The sequence below is a fragment of the Streptomyces sp. NPDC042259 genome (genome assembly GCF_055582085.1).
Genome location: NZ_JBVJDW010000003.1, coordinates 34,573 through 50,849, shown reverse-complemented (window position 1 = coordinate 50,849; position 16,277 = coordinate 34,573). Strand labels below are relative to the sequence as shown.

Genomic DNA, 16,277 nt, shown 5'->3' with positions numbered 1-16,277 from the left:
GGCGATGCTCCAGACGGCTGATCAGCGAAGACGTGCCTCGGGGTGGTGCAGACACCATCCTTCCCAGGCCGAGGCGACCATGGCGCGCACATCGTGCGCCGGGCTCCAGCCGAGCTCCTTCGCGATCCGCTCGCCCGACGCCACGACACGCGCCGGATCACCCGGACGGCGCGGCTCGAGGACGGGCGCGGGCTCGGTGTATCCCGTGATCTCGGCGATCAGATCGGCCATCTCCCGCACCGACACCCCCTGCCCGGTGCCGACGTTCAGCGTCAGATCACCGGAGCCCGGCCGCTCGGCGAGCCGGCGGGCCGCGGCCAGGTGGGCGGTGGCGAGGTCCTCGATGTGGATGTAGTCACGGACGCACGTGCCGTCGGGGGTGTCGTAGTCGGCACCGAAGACCCGGGGGCTCTCGCCCCGGGTGAGCCGGTCGAACATCATCGGGATGATGTTGTAGATCCCCGTGTCGGCGAGCTCCGGCTCGGCCGCGCCCGCGACGTTGAAGTACCGCAGACAGGCCGTGGAGATCCCGTACGCCGCACCGGTGGCCCGTACGAGCCACTCGCCGGCCAGCTTCGTCTCCCCGTACGGGTTCATCGGCGCACAGGGCGTCTCCTCTGTGACGAGGTCCACGTCCGGCATGCCGTAGACGGCCGCGGAGGAGGAGAAGACGAAGCTGGCGACCCGCGCCTCGACCGCCGCCTCCAGCAGCCGGGTCAGACCGTGCACGTTCTCGCGGTAGTACAGCAGTGGCTTCTCGACCGACTCCCCGACCTGCTTCTTCGCCGCGAGGTGCACCACTCCCGTCACGTCCAGATCCCCGAACGCCTGGTCCAGCGCCGCACGGTCCAGGACCGAGCCCCGGATCAGCGGGCACTCCTCCGGCAGCCGGGTGGCCACGCCGCTGGACAGATCGTCCAGCACGGCCACCTTCTCCCCGGCCTCCACCATCGCCCGCGCAACGTGCGCCCCGATATATCCGGCTCCGCCTGTGATCAGCCACGTCATGACGGGCACCCTAGGCCGTGTCCGGCGGCTCGTGCGAGTTGGCTGCGCGCCACGTGTCGTCCACACCGGCGGGTGCCGTCGGCACCACCGCTGCGCGGCGGTGGTCCTCAATCGCCGGACGGGCTGGTTGTGGCTGGCCTCAGCCGCATCAAGCCCGTCCGGCGATTGAGGACGCGCCCGCAGGGCGCCTGCCGCCGCAGGCGGCACGGACCGGCCCGCAGGCGAAGAGCTGCCGGCCAGGCGAAAGGCGCTCAGCCGCCGCAGGCGGCACCACCGGCCGTCAGCCGAAGGTCCGCCGCAGGCGGCAAGGCAGGCCGTCAGCCGAAGGGGCCGCCGACCGGGCGAACGGGCCGCTCCGGTGATCCGATAGCCTCTGCCGACGTGCCGCACGCCGCCCCCCCCTCGGGGCCCTGGCGCGTCACACCGCTGCTCGGCCGCCCCGCGGACACGAAGAGCGGCCACGTCCGTTTCCAAGGAGTGAGTTCGTCTGTCGACCGCCATCCTCACCGGTTTGCCGCCCGTCGGCTCCTCCCTCGAGGACGACCTGCGGTCCCTGGGCTTCGATGTGCGCGCGGCGGCCGACGCCGCCGGCGCCGCGGCGGCGCTGGCCGCCGTCCCGGCGGCCGAGCGGGTCGCCCTCGTCGACGCCCGCTTCGTCGGCCACCTCCACGCCCTGCGCCTGACCCTGACCGACCCGCGCTTCCCCGCGGCCGCCGCCCCCGGCGCGCTCACCGCGCAGCCCGATGCGCGCGGCGCGCTCAGCCGCGCGCTCGCCACGGTCACGGACGCGGCCCCGGGGGAGAACCTGCCCGACGTCCTCGCGCCCCGGCTGGAAGCCGACGGCGTCGGCGTGCACCGCCCCGACCTCGGGGTGCTCGTCGCCACCGTCCCCGCCGACGCCGACGTCCGTGCGAAGGCCGAAGGGGACGTCGCCGCGGTTGACGACGAGGCCGTCCGGCTGCGCAGCGCCGTGAAGTCCCGCGACGGGTTCTTCACCACCTACTGCGTCAGCCCGTACTCCCGCTACCTCGCCCGCTGGTGCGCCCGGCGCGGACTCACCCCCAACCAGGTGACGACCGCCTCACTGCTCACCGCGCTCGTCGCCGCCGGCTGCGCGGCCACCGGCACCCGGCCCGGCTTCGTCGCCGCCGGTGTGCTGCTGATCCTCTCGTTCGTGCTCGACTGCACCGACGGCCAGCTCGCCCGCTACTCGTTGCAGTACTCCACGCTCGGCGCCTGGCTCGACGCGACCTTCGACCGCGCCAAGGAATACGCCTACTACGCGGGCCTCGCCATCGGCGCGGCCCACGGCGGCGGCCACGACGACGTCTGGGCCCTCGCGCTCGGCGCCATGGTCCTGCAGACCTGCCGGCACGTCGTCGACTTCTCCTTCAACGAGGCGAACCACGACGCCACGGCCAACACCAGCCCCACCGCCGCCCTCTCCGACAAGCTGGACAGCGTCGGCTGGACGGTCTGGGCCCGCCGCATGATCGTGCTGCCCATCGGTGAGCGCTGGGCCCTGATCGCGGTCCTCACCGCGCTCACCACCCCCCGGACCGTCTTCTACGTGCTACTCGTCGGCTGCGCGCTGGCCGCCTGCTACACCACCGCCGGCCGGGTGCTGCGCTCGCTGACCCGCAAGGCGCACCGCACGGACCGCGCGGCCCGGGCCCTGGCCGACCTCGCCGACTCCGGCCCGGTCGCGGAACTCGCGAGCCGGACCGTGGGCACCACCTTCCCCCCCGGCGCCTACACCGCCCCCCTGTGGGCGCTGCTGGCCACCGCCTCGCTGTTCGTCGGCCCGCTCCTCGCGGGCACCGCCGGCACCTGGCAGGCCGTCGCACAGGCCGCGGTGTACGCCGTCTTCGCCGGCTGCGCCGTCGCCCGCCCCCTCAAGGGCCCCCTCGACTGGCTGGTACCGCCGCTCTTCCGGGCGTCCGAATACGGGATCGTCCTGCTGCTCGCGGCCAAGTCCCAGGCCGAGGGTGCGCTGCCCGCGGCTTTCGGCCTGGTGGCCGCGGTCGCCTACCATCACTACGACACGGTGTACCGGATCCGTGGCGGCAGTGGCGCGCCCCCGCACTGGCTGGTGCGGGCGATCGGCGGCCACGAAGGACGCGTCCTGGCGGTCACGATCGCCGCCGCCCTGTGGCACGACCAAGGTTTCACCATCGCGCTGACGGCCCTCGCGGCCGCCCTCGCGCTCGCGGTGCTCATCGAGAGCATTCGCTTCTGGGTGTCCTCCGGGGCCCCCGCAGTACACGACGAAACAGGAGAACCCGCATGATCGGCCTCGTGCTGGCAGCCGGCGCTGGACGGCGTCTGCGCCCCTACACCGACACCCTGCCCAAGGCCCTGGTGCCGGTCGGCCCCGAGGGGGAAGAGGAGTCGATCACCGTCCTCGACCTCACCCTCGGCAACTTCGCCGAGGTCGGCCTGACCGAGGTCGCCATCGTCGTCGGCTACCGCAAGGAGGCCGTGTACGCGCGCAAGGAGGCGCTGGAGGCGAAGTACAACCTCAAGCTCACCCTGATCGACAACGACAAGGCCGAGGAGTGGAACAACGCCTACTCCCTGTGGTGCGCGCGTGAGGTCCTGGGCCGCGGTGTGATCCTCGCCAACGGCGACACCGTCCACCCCGTCTCCGTCGAGAAGACCCTGCTCGCCGCCCGCGGCCAGGGCCAGAAGATCATCCTCGCCCTCGACACGGTGAAGCAGCTCGCCGACGAGGAGATGAAGGTCGTCGTGGACCCCGCCAAGGGCGTCCAGAAGATCACCAAGCTCATGGAGCCCGCCGAGGCCACCGGTGAGTACATCGGTGTCACCCTGATCGAGGCCGAGGCCGGCGCCGAACTCGCCGCCGCGCTGAAGACCACCTTCGAGCGCGACCCCGACCTCTACTACGAGGACGGCTACCAGCAGCTCGTCAACGACGGCTTCAAGATCGACGTCGCGCCGATCGGCGACGTCAAGTGGGTGGAGATCGACAACCACGCGGACCTCGCCAAGGGCCGGGAGATCGCGTGCCAGTACTGACGAGGCTCATCCCCTCGCCGGTCGTCGTCGACATCCGTGCCGGAGCGCTGGACGATCTGGCGAAGATCCTCGCCGATCAGCGGATCTCCAGCTCCGGCAAGCTGGCCATCGCCATCAGCGGCGGTTCCGGGGCGAAGCTGCGCGAGCGGCTCGCCCCGGCGCTGCCCGGCGCCTCCTGGTACGAGGTCGGCGGCGGCACGCTCGACGACGCCATCAAGCTCGGCGACGCGATGAAGTCCGGGCGCTACGACGCGGTCGTGGGCCTCGGCGGCGGCAAGATCATCGACTGTGCGAAGTACGCCGCCGCGCGGATCGGCCTGCCGCTGGTCGCCGTCGCGACGAACCTCTCGCACGACGGTCTCTGCTCACCCGTCGCGACCCTCGACAACGACGCGGGCCGCGGCTCCTACGGCGTGCCGAACCCGATCGCCGTCGTCATCGACCTCGACGTCATCCGTGAGGCCCCGGTCCGCTTCGTGCGCTCCGGCATCGGCGACGCGATCTCCAACATCTCCGCCGTCGCGGACTGGGAGCTGGCCCACCGCGAGCGCGGCGAGGACATCGACGGCCTGGCCGCCGCCATCGCCCGGCAGGCCGGCGAGGCCGTGCTCCGCCACCCCGGCGGCGTCGGCGACGACGGTTTCCTCCAGGTGCTCGCCGAGGGCCTGGTGCTCACCGGCATCTCGATGTCGGTCGCCGGCGACAGCCGCCCGGCCTCCGGTGCCTGCCACGAGATCAACCACGCCTTCGACCTGCTCTTCCCCAAGCGCGCCGCCAGCCACGGCGAGCAGTGCGGCCTCGGCGCGGCCTTCGCCATGTACCTGCGCGGCGCCCGCGAGGAGTCCGCGCTGATGGTCCAGGTGCTGCGCAGGCACGGGCTGCCGGTCACGCCGCAGGAGATCGGCTTCACCACGGAGGAGTTCGTCCAGGCCGTCGAGTACGCCCCGCAGACCCGCCCCGGGCGCTACACGATCCTGGAACACCTCGACCTCTCCACCGACCAGATCAGGGACGCATACGCCGACTATGCAAAAACCGTCAGTCGCTGAACTCCGCCCGGTCGTCCACCCCGCAGGGGTCAAGGACCGGCGCAGTGGTGAGCACTGGGCCGGTCGCCTGTACATGCGAGAGATCTCGCTGCGCTGCGACCGGTACCTGGTGAACACCCGGATCACGCCCAACCAGCTCACCTACCTGATGACCGTCTTCGGCGTCCTCGCCGCTCCGGCCCTGCTGGTGCCGGGCATCGCGGGCGCCGTGCTGGGCGTGCTGATGGTCCAGCTCTACCTGCTGCTCGACTGCGTCGACGGCGAGGTCGCCCGCTGGAAGAAGCAGTTCTCGCTCGGCGGCGTGTACCTGGACCGGGTCGGCGCCTATCTGTGCGACGCCGCGGTCCTGGTCGGCTTCGGGCTGCGCGCCGCCGATCTGTGGGGCTCCGGCCGCATCGACTGGCTGTGGGCCTTCCTCGGGACCCTCGCCGCCCTCGGCGCCATCCTGATCAAGGCCGAGACCGACCTGGTCGGCGTCGCCCGGCACCAGGGCGGGCTGCCGCCGGTCAAGGAAGCGGCGTCCGAGCCGCGGTCGTCCGGCATGGCGCTGGCCCGCAGGGCCGCCGGCGCGCTGAAGTTCCACCGCCTCATCCTCGGCATCGAGGCGTCCCTGCTGATCCTGGTCCTCGCGGTCCTGGACACGGTCCGGGGCGACCTGTTCTTCTCGCGGCTCGGTGTGGCCGTCCTCGCGGGCATCGCGCTCGTGCAGACCCTGCTCCACCTCGTGTCCATCCTCGCTTCGAGCAGGCTCAAGTGAGTGCCCCGCTGAAGCTCGGCGCGGTCGTCCTGACCATGGGCAACCGCCCCGAGGAGCTGCGCGCGCTGCTCGACTCCGTCGCCAAGCAGCAGGGCGAGGCCATCGAGGTCGTCGTCGTCGGCAACGGCTCCCCGCTGCCGGAGCTGTCCGTGCCGGGGCTGACCGTACGGACCGTCGAGCTGCCCGAGAACGTGGGCATCCCGGCGGGCCGCAACGTCGGCATCGAGGCGTTCGGGCCCGGCGGCCGCGAGGTCGACGTCCTGCTCTTCCTCGACGACGACGGGCACCTGCCCGGCCAGGACACCGCCGAGCTGTGCCGCGCGGCGTTCGCCGCCGATCCGAAGCTGGGCATCATCAGCTTCCGGATCGCCGACCCCGACACCGGGGTCACCGCCCGCCGCCACGTACCGCGGCTGCGGGCCGCCGACCCGATGCGCTCCTCGCGCGTGACGACCTTCCTCGGCGGTGCCAACGCCGTCCGCACGAAGGTCTTCGCCGAGGTCGGCGGGCTGCCGGACGAGTTCTTCTACGCGCACGAGGAGACCGACCTCGCGTGGCGGGCCCTGAACGCGGGCTGGATGATCGACTACCGGTCGGACATGGTGCTGCACCACCCGACCACGGCCCCCAGCCGACACGCGGTCTACCACCGCATGGTGGCCCGCAACCGGGTCTGGCTGGCCCGTCGCAACCTCCCCGCCCCGCTCGTCCCGGTCTACCTCGGGGTGTGGCTGCTGCTGACGCTGGCCCGGCGGCCGTCGCCGCCCGCGCTGCGCGCCTGGCTCGGCGGCTTCAAGGAGGGATGGACGACGCCCTGCGGTCCACGGCGCCCCATGAAGTGGCGTACCGTTTGGCGCCTGACCCGACTGGGTCGCCCTCCCGTGATCTGACAAGCTCGTGTCTGAGAGCATCGGGCGCTGCCCGGGGCACCGCCCCGGCAGCGCACCTTGAGGACGAAAGTGTCAACTGTGAGCGAGACAACGCACGACAGTGCGGTCGCCCTGAGTGCCCCACCATCACCCGACGACGGGCTGCCCGCCGCCGAGCTGGCCAAGAAGTACGGCCTGGCGGTCAGCGGTGCCCGGCCCGGACTGGGGGAGTACGCGCGGCAGCTTTGGGACCGGCGTCACTTCATCGTGGCGTTCTCCCGGGCGAAGCTGACGGCGCAGTACAGCAAGGCGAAGCTCGGGCAGGTCTGGCAGGTGGCCACGCCCCTGCTCAACGCCTTCGTCTACTTCCTCATCTTCGGCGTGCTGATGGACGCCAAGCGGGACATGGGCCCGGACACCTACATCCCCTTCCTGGTCACGGGTGTCTTCGTCTTCACCTTCACCCAGACCTCGGCGATGGCGGGGGTCCGGGCGATCTCGGGGAACCTGGGTCTGGTGCGGGCCCTGCACTTCCCCCGGGCGGCGCTGCCGATCTCCTTCGCGCTCCAGCAGCTCCAGCAGCTGCTGTACTCGATGGGCGTGCTGCTCGTCATCCTGGTCGGCTTCGGGCACTTCCCGAAGCTCTCCTGGCTGCTGATCTTCCCGACGCTGGTGCTGCAGTTCGCGTTCAACACGGGCCTGGCGCTGATCATGGCCCGGGCGGGCAGCAAGACGCCGGACCTGGCCCAGCTGCTGCCGTTCATCACCCGGACGTGGATGTACGCGTCCGGCGTGATGTACAGCATGACCGACCAGCTCAAGCGGGCCCACGCCCCGGGGTGGGTGATCGACGTCCTCGGGGCCAACCCGGCGGCCGTCTACATCGACCTCATGCGCTTCGCGCTGATCGACGGCTACGGTGCGGACAAGCTGCCGCCGCACGTATGGGCGCTGGCGCTCGGCTGGGCGCTGCTGCTCGGCCTCGGGGGCTTCGTGTACTTCTGGAAGGCTGAGGAGCAGTACGGCCGTGGCTGATCAGAACAGTGTCGACACGACGGCGGCGTCCGGCCGCGTCCCCACCGTGATCGCGGACGATGTCCACATCGTCTACCGCGTCTACGGGGGCAATACCGGCCGGGGCAGCGCGACCGCCGCCCTGAACCGGATCATCAAGCGCAGACCGGACGCCGGTGTCCGTGAGGTGCACGCCGTCAAGGGCGTCAGCTTCACCGCCTACCGGGGCCAGGCCATCGGCCTCATCGGCTCCAACGGCTCCGGCAAGTCCACCCTGCTCAAGGCCATCGCCGGGCTGCTGCCCGCCGAGCGGGGCAAGGTCTACACCGACGGCCAGCCCTCGCTGCTGGGCGTCAACGCCGCGCTGATGAACGACCTCACGGGCGAGAAGAACGTGATGCTCGGCGGGCTGGCCATGGGCATGACCCGGGAGCAGATCCGCGAGCGCTACCAGTCCATTGTCGACTTCTCGGGCATCAACGAGAAGGGCGACTTCATCACGCTGCCCATGCGGACGTACTCCTCCGGCATGGCGGCCCGGCTGCGCTTCTCCATCGCCGCGGCCAAGGACCACGACGTGCTGATGATCGACGAGGCGCTGGCCACCGGCGACCGTTCCTTCCAGAAGCGCTCCGAGGCCCGCATCCGCGAGCTGCGCAAGGAAGCCGGCACCGTCTTCCTCGTCAGCCACAACAACAAGTCCATCCGCGACACCTGCGACCGGGTGCTGTGGCTGGAGCGCGGCGAACTGCTGATGGACGGCCCGACCGACGAGGTCGTCCGGGCCTACGAGAAGGAGACGGCGCGCTAGGCCGTGTACGGCGGGGCGCCCCCGCGGGCGCGTCCGCAAGCCCCCCGGCGGGCCGGTGCCGGCCGAGTCCGGCCGGCACCGGCCCGTCCGGCGTTCGCGGGCCCAGCGCGGACTTGACCGAGCTGTAACGATCAACTCGCCTATTGGCAGGGTTGATTCACGCCCTGCGTGGCATTGTATGGATCAAGCACATACCCCGGCGGTCGTCGGACATTTGTGCGGCGTACGCTGTACCGTGCTGATTTGTGCCGAAGCGGGCTGATAGTTGGCCATCCCCGGCACCAGGGGCGAGGTGGGGGGGACCTGCGGCGTGTCCGAAATAGGATGTTCTGGGTTTGCAGTGTAGAACGGGAGATGTGACGGCAATGGCTACGGGAACTCTCCAGCTCCGCGGCGCGCACGCCGTCCCCGGTCCTGGCAGCCCGCGGTGACCGCAGGGACGGACGCGCACGCGCGCGCCGTGCTCGACAAGGCCGCGCACGAGAACTTCCCCGTGGCTCCCTTCTTCGTGCCCCGCTCCTGGCGCGCCGACCTCATGGCGATCTACGGCTACGCCCGGCTCGTCGACGACATCGGCGACGGCGATCTGGCCCCCGGCGGCCGGGACGCCGAGCTGCTCGGTCTCGACCGCGAGCAGGCCGACGACCGGCTCGCCGTGCTCGACGCCTTCGAGGCCGACCTCCGCCGGGTCTTCGACCACACCGGCACCGGCCCCCGCCACCCGCTGCTGCTCCGGCTCCGGCCGACCGTCCGCCGCTGCGCGCTGACCCCCGAACCCTTCCTCGCGCTGATCGAGGCCAACCGCCAGGACCAGCGGGTGCGCCGCTACGCCACCTACGGGGAACTGCTCGCCTACTGCGAGCTGTCCGCCAACCCCGTCGGCCACCTCGTCCTCGGCATCACCGGCACGCTCAGCCCCGAGCGCGTCCGGCGCTCGGACGCGATCTGCACGGCGCTGCAGATCGTCGAACATCTCCAGGACGTCGCCGAGGACCTCGCGCGCGACCGCGTCTATCTTCCCGCCGAGGACATGCGACGCTTCCGCGTGAGCGAGAGCGACCTAGCCCGCCCGACCGGCGGCGCATCGGTGCGCGCACTCGTGGCGTACGAGGCGGAACGCGCCGGGGACCTGCTGAATGAGGGCACCCCCCTGGTGGGTAGCGTCCACGGCAGGCTGAAGCTGTTGCTCGCGGGGTTCGTGGGCGGCGGGAAGGCCGCACTCAAGGCGATCGCCGCCGCGGGCCACGACGTACTCCCCGGACCGCCCAAGCCCACCAAGCTCAGCCTGCTGCGCGAGGTGGGGGCGACACTGCGAAGAGAGGGGTGAGCGGGACCGTGAACGGAACGCCGACCGCGTCCGCACCGGTGCTCGCCGCGTACAGCTACTGCGAGGCCGTCACCGCACAGCAAGCAGGAAACTTCAGCTACGGCATCAGACTGCTCCCGACCGCGAAGCGCCGGGCCATGTCCGCGTTGTACGCCTTCTCGCGGCGGGTCGACGACATCGGCGACGGCACCCTGGACGCGGCGTCCAAGACGCTGCGGCTGGAGGAGACGCGCGCGCTGCTCGACCGGATCAGAGAGGGCACCCTCGACGAGGACGACACCGACCCGGTGGCCGTCGCGCTGACGCACGCCGCACGCCGCTTCCCCATCCCGCTCGGGGGCCTCGACGAACTCATCGACGGCGTCCAGATGGACGTCCGCGGCGAGACCTACGAGACGTGGGACGACCTCGCCCTGTACTGCCGCTGCGTCGCGGGCGCCATCGGCAGGCTCTCGCTCGGCGTGTTCGGCACCGTCCCCGGCGCCCGGGACACCGCGCGCGCCTCGGAGTACGCCGATACGCTGGGCCTCGCCCTGCAGCTCACCAACATCCTGCGCGACGTCCGCGAGGACGCGGCCAACGGCCGCACCTACCTCCCCGCCGAGGACCTCGCCAAATTCGGCTGCTCCGCGGGCTTCCACACCGCCACGCCCCCGGCCGGCGCCGACTTCACCGGCCTCGTGCAGTACGAGGTCCGGCGCGCCCGCGCGCTGTTCGCCGAGGGCATGCGGCTGCTGCCCATGCTGGACCGGCGCAGCGGTGCCTGCGTCGCCGCCATGTCCGGCATCTACCGCAGACTCCTGGACCGCATCGCCCAGGACCCCGGGGCCGTGCTGCGCGGCCGGGTCTCCCTGCCCGGGCGCGAGAAGGCCTATGTCGCCGTCCGCGGCCTGTCCGGCTTCGACGCCCGCAGCGTCCACCGGCAGACCGTCAAGGGGCGCGCTTGATGGCCCGAACTCACACCGGTGGCCGGTGTGCAACCCTCCGCCCCGCGGACGCGTCCCTGACAGCAGCCGAGGGAGAGGGCGCATGACAGCACGGACGACGACCGGGCCCGACCGGCACCGCACGCAGGAGGCAGGCCGCCCCGTCGGGGCGGCCGCGGTGGTGATCGGGGGCGGCCTCGCCGGCACCACGGCGGCGCTCGAACTCGCCGACGCGGGGCTGAGCGTCACCCTCATCGAGGGCCGGCCCCGGCTGGGCGGCCTGGCCTTCTCCTTCCGCCGCGGCGTGCTGACCGTCGACAACGGCCAGCACGTGTACCTGCGTTGCTGCACCGCCTACCAGTGGTTCCTCGACCGGGTCGAGGCCCTGGCGCTCGCTCCGCTGCAGAGCCGCCTCGACGTCCCCGTCCTCGACGTCGGCCACCCCTCCGGGCGGCCCGTCCTGGGGCGGCTGCGCCGCACCGCGCTGCCCGTACCCCTGCACCTGGCGGCCAGCCTCGCCACCTACCCGCACCTCTCGCTCGCCGAGCGGGCCAAGGTCGGCCGCGCCGCGCTGGCGCTGCGCGGCCTCGACCCGATGGACCCCGCGCTGGACGGGGAGGACTTCGCGAGCTGGCTGCACCGCCACGGCCAGTCCCCCCGCGCGGTCGAGGCCCTGTGGGACCTCGTCGGCGTCGCCACCCTCAACGCCACCGCCGGCGAGGCCTCTTTGGGCCTGGCCGCCATGGTCTTCAAGACCGGGCTGCTCTCCGAGCCCGGCGCCGCCGACATCGGCTGGGCACGCGTACCGCTGGGCGAGCTGCACGACGTCCGCGCCCGCGCCGCCCTCGACCGGGCGGGCGTCCGTACCCGTCTGCGCACCCGTGCCACCGGCCTCACCCGGGGCACCGACGGCACCTGGCACGTGGACATCGAGTCCGGTCCGGGCCCGGCCGAGCGGCTGGACGCCGACACCGTCGTGCTCGCCGTCCCCCAGCGCGAGACCCACGCCCTGCTGCCCGAGGGCGCCCTCGACGACGCCGACGCCCTGCTCGGCATCGGCACCGCCCCGATCCTCAACGTCCACGTCGTCTACGACCGCAAGGTCCTGCGACAGCCCTTCTTCGCCGCCCTCGGCTCCCCCGTGCAGTGGGTCTTCGACCGCACGGACTCCTCCGGCCTCGCCGGCGGCGGCCAGTACCTGGCCGTCTCCCAGTCGGCCGTGCGCGACGAGATCGACCTGCCGGTCGCCGAGCTGCGCGAGCGCTACCTTCCCGAGCTGGAGCGGCTGCTGCCCGCGGCACGCGGCGCCGGCGTCCGGGACTTCTTCGTGACCCGGGAGCGGACAGCGACGTTCGCCCCCACCCCCGGCGTCGGCCGGCTCCGGCCGCACGCCTCCACGAACGCGCCCGGCCTGTACCTGGCCGGCGCGTGGACCGCCACCGGCTGGCCCGCGACCATGGAGGGCGCGGTGCGCAGCGGTCTGTCCGCCGCCGGCGCGGCCCTCTCCGCACTCGGGCGCCCGCACCAGAGCCCCCTCCGGGAGCCGGTATGAACGAGCGAGCCACCCCAGGCATGCACCCCCGGCACGGGGGACGCATGAGCATGAACACCAGAGGAGAGACCGTGACTTCGGCGATCCCAGCTGTCGACACCGCAGGCGTCACCGCCCTGCTGGAGCGCGGACGGACGCTTGCCACGCCGGTGCTGCGTGCCGCCGTGGGCCGGCTCGCGCCGCCCATGGACACCGTCGCCGCCTACCACTTCGGCTGGATCGACGCCGAGGGCCGGCCCGCGCACGGCGACAGCGGCAAGGCCATCCGCCCCGCCCTCGCCCTGCTCTCGGCCGAGGCCGCCGGGGTCGCCCCCGAGGTCGGTATCCCCGGCGCGGTGGCCGTGGAACTCGTGCACAACTTCTCGCTGCTCCACGACGACCTGATGGACGGCGACGAGCAGCGCCGCCACCGCGACACCGTGTGGAAGGTGCACGGCCCGGCCCAGGCCATCCTGGTCGGTGACGCCCTCTTCGCCCTCGCCAACGAGATCCTGCTGGAGCTCGGCACCGTCGAGGCCGGCCGTGCCACCCGGCGGCTGACCACGGCCACCCGCAAGCTCATCGACGGCCAGGCCCAGGACATCTCCTACGAGCACCGCGAGCGCGTGACCGTCGAGGAGTGCCTGGAGATGGAGGGCAACAAGACGGGCGCCCTGCTCGCCTGTGCCGTCTCCATCGGCGCGGTCCTCGGCGGCGCCGACGACCGTACGGCCGACACCCTGGAGGCCTACGGCTACCACCTCGGCCTCGCCTTCCAGGCCGTCGACGACCTGCTCGGCATCTGGGGCGACCCGGAGGCCACCGGCAAGCAGACCTGGAGCGATCTGCGCCAGCGCAAGAAGTCCCTGCCCGTCGTCGCCGCCCTCGCCGCCGGCGGCCCCGCCTCCGAGCGGCTCGCCCGGATCCTCGCCGCCGACGCCAAGCTCAGCGACGCCCAGGCCGCCGACTTCGACGAGGAGGAGTTCGCCAGCCGTGCGGCGCTGATCGAGGAGGCGGGCGGCCGGGAGTGGACCTCCCAGGAGGCCCGCCGCCAGCACACCACCGCGATCGAGGCGCTGGACGGCGTCGACATGCCCGCAGAGGTCCGGGCGCAGCTCGTCGCGCTCGCCGACTTCGTCGTCGTACGAAAGAGATGATTCCCATTCACCCGATCTAGACCTCGCAGTCGCCGGCAGGCGCCCCTCGCTCGGGGCGCCGCCGACGGAACCCCCAAGTACGGCAGTACGGCAGAGAAGAAACTCACTGCAAAAGGGGAAACCATGACAGCGACGACCGACGGAAGCAGCGGGGCCCAAATGCCCCTCGCGGCCGCGGCCAACGAGAGCACCACCGTCCTGCCCCGCGCCGACCTGGCCGGGGAGACGGGGGCCGGGCAGCCACGCGCGGCCGCGGAGCGGGCCACCGCCCGCGCGGTCGAGCACCTGCTCGCCCGGCAGGACGCGGCGGGCTGGTGGAAGGGCGACCTGGAGACCAACGTCACCATGGACGCCGAAGACCTGATGCTGCGCCAGTTCCTCGGCATCCAGGACGAGAAGACCGTCCAGGCGGCGGCCCTCTTCATCCGCACCGAGCAGCGCCCGGACGGCACCTGGTCCACCTTCCACGGCGGGCCCGCCGAACTCTCCGCCACCATCGAGGCCTATGTGGCGCTGCGGCTCGCCGGAGACGCCCCCGAAGCCCCGCACATGGCCGCCGCGGCGCGCTGGATCCGCGAGCAGGGCGGCATCGCCGCCGCCCGGGTCTTCACCCGGATCTGGCTGGCCCTCTTCGGCTGGTGGAAGTGGGACGACCTCCCCGAACTGCCGCCCGAGATCATGTACTTGCCGAAGTGGTTCCCGCTCAACATCTACGACTTCGGCTGCTGGGCCCGGCAGACCATCGTGCCGCTGACCATCGTCTCCGCCCTGCGCCCGGTACGGCCCGCGCCGTTCCCCCTGGACGAGCTGCACACCGACCCGCGGCGCCCCAACCCGCCCCGCCCGGCGGCTCCGGCCGCCAGCTGGGACGGCCTCTTCCAGCGCCTGGACAAGGCGCTGCACGTCTACCGCAGGTTCGCGCTCGCCCCGCTGCGCCGCACCGCGCTCAGGGCCGCCGAGCGCTGGATCATCGAACGCCAGGAGAACGACGGCTGCTGGGGCGGCATCCAGCCCCCCGCCGTCTACTCCGTCATCGCCCTCCACCTCCTCGGCTACGACCTCCAGCACCCGGTGCTGCGCGCGGGGCTGGAATCGCTGGACCGTTTCGCCGTCTGGCGCGAGGACGGCGCGCGGATGATCGAGGCGTGCCAGTCACCCGTCTGGGACACCTGCCTCGCCGTCATCGCGCTCGCCGACGCGGGCGTCGCCGCCGACCACCCGGCACTGGTCAAGGCCGCCGACTGGATGCTGGACGAACAGATCACCCGGCCCGGCGACTGGACCGTACGCCGCCCCGAGCTGCCCCCGGGCGGCTGGGCGTTCGAGTTCGACAACGACAACTACCCCGACATCGACGACACCGCCGAGGTCGTCCTCGCCCTCCAGCGGGTACGCCACCCCGACCCCGGGCGCGTCGAGGCGGCCGTCCGGCGGGCCACCCGCTGGAACCTGGGCATGCAGTCCAAGAACGGCGCCTGGGGAGCCTTCGACGCCGACAACACCAGCCCCTTCCCCAACCGGCTGCCGTTCTGCGACTTCGGCGAGGTCATCGACCCGCCGTCCGCCGACGTCACCGCCCATGTGGTCGAGATGCTGGCGGCCCTCGGCAAGCAGCACGACCCGCGCGCCCGGCGCGGCATCGACTGGCTGCTCGCCGAACAGGAGGCAACGGGAGCCTGGTTCGGCCGCTGGGGCACCAACTACGTCTACGGCACCGGATCGGTGGTGCCCGCCCTCGTCGCCGCCGGGCTGCCCGCCTCGCACCCGGCCGTCCGCCGGGCCGTGAGCTGGCTGGAGAGCGTGCAGAACTCCGACGGCGGCTGGGGCGAGGACCAGCGCTCCTACCGCGACCCCGAGTGGATCGGACGCGGTGCCACCACCCCCTCGCAGACCGCCTGGGCGCTGATGGCGCTGCTGGCGGCGGGGGAGCGGGAGAGCAAGGCCGTCGAGCGCGGCGTGGCCTGGCTGGTGGACAACCAGCGCCCGGACGGCTCCTGGGACGAGCCGTACTTCACCGGGACCGGCTTCCCCTGGGACTTCTCCATCAACTACCACCTGTACCGCCAGGTCTTCCCCGTCACGGCCCTCGGCCGGTATCTGCACGGCGAGCCCTTCGCCCCCGAGCGGCGGGACGGCTGATGACCCCCGGCACGGGCACCCCCGGCTCCGCCCCGCTGCTGATCGCCTGTGCGCTCGGCATCGAACGGTTCGCCCTGGGCGGTGGCTTCGGCGGAGCCGCCGGGCCCGTGACCGTACTGCGCACCGGCATGGGACCGCAGGCCGCGGACCGTGCCGTGGCCCTCGCGCTCGGGGACGACCCGGCGCTCGGGGACGCCGCCGTGATCGCCACCGGCTTCTGCGCCGGCCTCGCCCCGGGGATGCACCCCGGGGACCTGGTCGTCGCCGACGAGACCCGTGACGGCGCCGGGCGCACCGAGTGCGTCGGCGTGGAACTGCTGGCCAAGGAGCTGGCCGGGGTCGCGCCCCGGCGCGTCATCCACACCGGCCCGGTGGTCGGCTCGGACCACGTCGTACGCGGCGCGGAACGGACGGCCCTGCACGCCGCGGGAGCGCTCGCGGTGGACATGGAGTCCGCCGCCACGCTCCGAAGCGCCGTGCGGGCCGGTCCGCGCCCGGTTGCGGCCGTCCGGGTGGTCGTGGACGCTCCAGAACATGAACTCGTCCGAATCGGGACCTTGCGGGGTGGAATATCAGCATTCCGCGTACTGCGCACTGTTCTTCCGGCTTTTTTCGAATGGCACCGTTCTTTGTTGCTCCCCAGGAGGTGA

Annotated in this window: 14 protein-coding genes; 13 read left to right on the top strand and 1 reads right to left on the bottom strand. The window is 72.5% G+C overall.

Annotated features, from left to right (window positions below):
* Nucleotides 1-21 precede the first annotated feature (21 nt).
* The gene (gene galE / locus ACZ6MA_RS09310) at nucleotides 22-1,008 is read right to left on the bottom strand and encodes a UDP-glucose 4-epimerase GalE (RefSeq protein WP_469432362.1); all 987 of its coding nucleotides are present in this window, start codon (nucleotides 1,006-1,008) and stop codon (nucleotides 22-24) included.
* Between the two features lie 487 nt (nucleotides 1,009-1,495).
* On the opposite strand from galE, the gene ACZ6MA_RS09305 reads away from it, so the two are divergent.
* The 13 genes from ACZ6MA_RS09305 to ACZ6MA_RS09245 all read left to right on the top strand — a co-directional run bounded on the left by ACZ6MA_RS09305 (nucleotide 1,496) and on the right by ACZ6MA_RS09245 (nucleotide 16,277).
* A complete protein-coding gene (locus ACZ6MA_RS09305) occupies nucleotides 1,496-3,298 on the top strand; it encodes a DUF5941 domain-containing protein (RefSeq protein ID WP_469433118.1) in 1,803 nt (600 codons plus the stop codon).
* Nucleotides 3,295-4,047: a phosphocholine cytidylyltransferase family protein gene (locus tag ACZ6MA_RS09300; RefSeq protein WP_469432361.1), complete on the top strand. Its 753-nt coding sequence runs from the start codon at nucleotides 3,295-3,297 to the stop codon at nucleotides 4,045-4,047. The genes ACZ6MA_RS09305 and ACZ6MA_RS09300 overlap by 4 nt, the downstream gene beginning before the upstream one ends.
* A complete protein-coding gene (locus ACZ6MA_RS09295) occupies nucleotides 4,035-5,096 on the top strand; it encodes an iron-containing alcohol dehydrogenase family protein (RefSeq protein ID WP_130881384.1) in 1,062 nt (353 codons plus the stop codon). The genes ACZ6MA_RS09300 and ACZ6MA_RS09295 overlap by 13 nt, the downstream gene beginning before the upstream one ends.
* Complete coding sequence (locus tag ACZ6MA_RS09290; RefSeq protein WP_469432360.1) at nucleotides 5,074-5,853, top strand: CDP-alcohol phosphatidyltransferase family protein; 780 nt, start codon at nucleotides 5,074-5,076, stop codon at nucleotides 5,851-5,853. Before ACZ6MA_RS09295 ends, ACZ6MA_RS09290 begins: the two co-directional genes overlap by 23 nt.
* Nucleotides 5,854-5,888: 35 nt before the next feature.
* Nucleotides 5,889-6,743 (top strand): glycosyltransferase family 2 protein, encoded by an 855-nt coding sequence (locus tag ACZ6MA_RS09285; RefSeq protein WP_469433117.1) that lies wholly within the window; start codon nucleotides 5,889-5,891, stop codon nucleotides 6,741-6,743.
* Nucleotides 6,744-6,821: 78 nt separating this feature from the next.
* Nucleotides 6,822-7,757, top strand: coding sequence for an ABC transporter permease (locus ACZ6MA_RS09280; protein WP_469432359.1), 936 nt, complete (start codon nucleotides 6,822-6,824; stop codon nucleotides 7,755-7,757).
* Nucleotides 7,750-8,547 (top strand): ABC transporter ATP-binding protein, encoded by a 798-nt coding sequence (locus tag ACZ6MA_RS09275; protein WP_469432358.1) that lies wholly within the window; start codon nucleotides 7,750-7,752, stop codon nucleotides 8,545-8,547. The genes ACZ6MA_RS09280 and ACZ6MA_RS09275 overlap by 8 nt, the downstream gene beginning before the upstream one ends.
* Nucleotides 8,548-9,007: 460 nt before the next feature.
* A complete protein-coding gene (gene hpnC, locus ACZ6MA_RS09270; protein ID WP_469433115.1) occupies nucleotides 9,008-9,874 on the top strand; it encodes a squalene synthase HpnC in 867 nt (288 codons plus the stop codon).
* Nucleotides 9,871-10,821, top strand: coding sequence for a presqualene diphosphate synthase HpnD (hpnD, locus tag ACZ6MA_RS09265; protein ID WP_469432357.1), 951 nt, complete (start codon nucleotides 9,871-9,873; stop codon nucleotides 10,819-10,821). Before hpnC ends, hpnD begins: the two co-directional genes overlap by 4 nt.
* Before the next feature lie 82 nt (nucleotides 10,822-10,903).
* On the top strand, nucleotides 10,904-12,352 hold the full coding sequence (gene hpnE, locus ACZ6MA_RS09260) for a hydroxysqualene dehydroxylase HpnE (RefSeq protein WP_469432356.1): 1,449 nt from the start codon (nucleotides 10,904-10,906) through the stop codon (nucleotides 12,350-12,352).
* 50 nt (nucleotides 12,353-12,402) lie between these two features.
* On the top strand, nucleotides 12,403-13,488 hold the full coding sequence (locus ACZ6MA_RS09255; RefSeq protein ID WP_469432354.1) for a polyprenyl synthetase family protein: 1,086 nt from the start codon (nucleotides 12,403-12,405) through the stop codon (nucleotides 13,486-13,488).
* Between the two features lie 123 nt (nucleotides 13,489-13,611).
* Nucleotides 13,612-15,627 carry a squalene--hopene cyclase gene (shc, locus tag ACZ6MA_RS09250; protein WP_469432352.1) on the top strand — a complete coding sequence of 672 codons (2,016 nt, stop codon included), beginning with the start codon at nucleotides 13,612-13,614 and terminating at the stop codon, nucleotides 15,625-15,627.
* Nucleotides 15,627-16,277: a phosphorylase family protein gene (locus tag ACZ6MA_RS09245; protein WP_469432351.1), complete on the top strand. Its 651-nt coding sequence runs from the start codon at nucleotides 15,627-15,629 to the stop codon at nucleotides 16,275-16,277. The genes shc and ACZ6MA_RS09245 overlap by 1 nt, the downstream gene beginning before the upstream one ends.

Excerpts from the sequence above, each read along its gene's own strand:
- shc (WP_469432352.1), top strand. The coding sequence starts at position 13,612 with ATGACAGCGACGACCGACGGAAGCAGCGGGGCCCAAATGCCCCTCGCG.
- galE (WP_469432362.1), bottom strand. The coding sequence starts at position 1,008 with ATGACGTGGCTGATCACAGGCGGAGCCGGATATATCGGGGCGCACGTT.
- hpnE (WP_469432356.1), top strand. The coding sequence starts at position 10,904 with ATGACAGCACGGACGACGACCGGGCCCGACCGGCACCGCACGCAGGAG.
- ACZ6MA_RS09245 (WP_469432351.1), top strand. The coding sequence starts at position 15,627 with ATGACCCCCGGCACGGGCACCCCCGGCTCCGCCCCGCTGCTGATCGCC.
- ACZ6MA_RS09285 (WP_469433117.1), top strand. The coding sequence starts at position 5,889 with ATGGGCAACCGCCCCGAGGAGCTGCGCGCGCTGCTCGACTCCGTCGCC.
- ACZ6MA_RS09300 (WP_469432361.1), top strand. The coding sequence starts at position 3,295 with ATGATCGGCCTCGTGCTGGCAGCCGGCGCTGGACGGCGTCTGCGCCCC.
- ACZ6MA_RS09290 (WP_469432360.1), top strand. The coding sequence starts at position 5,074 with ATGCAAAAACCGTCAGTCGCTGAACTCCGCCCGGTCGTCCACCCCGCA.
- ACZ6MA_RS09255 (WP_469432354.1), top strand. The coding sequence starts at position 12,403 with ATGAACACCAGAGGAGAGACCGTGACTTCGGCGATCCCAGCTGTCGAC.